Annotated in this window: 1 protein-coding gene; it reads right to left on the bottom strand. The window is 39.4% G+C overall.

Annotation, left to right across the window (positions count from 1 at the left end; genetic code table 11):
* Positions 1-115: 115 nt before the first annotated feature.
* Entirely contained in the window at positions 116-1,153 is a 1,038-nt protein-coding gene (locus B9N65_RS10735) for an isoaspartyl peptidase/L-asparaginase family protein (protein ID WP_087583821.1), read from the bottom strand.
* Between the last annotated feature and the right edge of the window lie 395 nt (positions 1,154-1,548).

Here is a 1,548-nt window from a genome sequence, read left to right on the forward strand (position 1 = left end):
TTTAATTGGCGGTTTTTGCCTAAGAGCATTTATCGTTCTTGGAGCAATTTATATATTTTAATAAACTTTCTCCCTTTAAAAACTAGGTCGGATAGGATCCGACCTAGCTATCTAATCATTTTTCACCAAGTGGCCAGTAAACAACTGGTTTAGCTCCAAGTCTTGCCTCACCATGATACATACCAAGCTTATCTTTAGTCCAAGCAAAGCCAGTCTTACCAGCTTTATCGATAGAGATGATACCACCACTGCCACCTAGTGCCGCTACCTCTTTTACAGCCTCTTCGGCTGCTTTTTGCACATCTGAAGTTTTGTATTTATAAAGAGCTGAGACCTCATGAGCAGCATTTACGCGCATATAGATATCACCTGTGCCTGTGCAAGAGACTGCCACTGAGTCATTATCTGCATAGGTTCCAGAGCCAATTATCGGACTATCGCCTATACGGCCAGTCATTTTATTTGTCATACCACCGGTGCTGGTTGCTGCGGCTAGGTTGCCATTTTTATCAAGTGCTATCGCTCCAACAGTGCCAAGATATGGGCGCTCATATAAATTTAGTGAAGTTTTCTTTGTCTTTTCGCTATCAAGCATGAGCTTTTGTTTCTCTTTAGCCCTTTGGAGTGCATCATATCTAAACTGCGTGAAAAAATACTTTTGATCGACCATCTCTAAGCCGTTTTCTTTGGCTAGTTTGTCAGCTCCCTCGCCAGCAACAAGAGTGTGCCAAGTCTTGTCCATTACAACTCTTGCACCAAGAATCGGATTTTTGATGTGCCTTGCCATCGCGACTGCGCCTGCTTTTTTAGTAGAACCGTCCATAATAGAAGCGTCTAACTCATTAAAGCCGTCAGCTGTAAATACTGCGCCCTTACCAGCATTAAAATTTGGATCGTCTTCTAATACCATAATGGCTGCCGTAACTGCATCCATAGCACTACCGCCCTTTTCAAGCACAGCCTGTCCAGCTAAAAGCGCCTTTTTCATAGGCTCTTCGCGCACTTTAAACTCATCTTTAGTAAGCTCAAGTCCACTAGTGCCACCATGTATGACAATAACAGGGCTAAATTTGTCCTCTGCGTTTAAGAGTGAGCCTGCGAATAAGGCAACGCCAGCTGCTACAAAAACAGCTTTTGAAAATGCTGGTTTCATACGCTCTCCTTTAAAGAAATTTGATAAATCTTAAAAAAATAATATAACTTAATACTTTTTGTTTAGCTTAATATAAGTATACACTTTTGCATGAGGCAGTGTTAAATTTAATAAATTTAGCATCGTGTTCGTTTGTGTATAATAAAAACGACAAATAAGAAACTATCAACACATCACCTCAAAAAATGACTTTTTGACTGTAGTATTGTAGATAAGCTTAGAGGTCATGCTAATATCAAATAGCTAAGGTTCGGTATTTTTAACAAGCAATGGAATGAATATAACATAGCAGAATTAAAAAAATAAAAACTAGAATCAAATAATATAAGAATTAAAGCAGATAAACAACAAAGCCCGCAACGACCTACTTTTCCAACATCCCAGTAAGGGAGAGT

It is taken from the genome of Campylobacter concisus (genome assembly GCF_002165815.1).
In the GTDB taxonomy this organism is placed as follows: domain Bacteria; phylum Campylobacterota; class Campylobacteria; order Campylobacterales; family Campylobacteraceae; genus Campylobacter_A; species Campylobacter_A concisus_BH.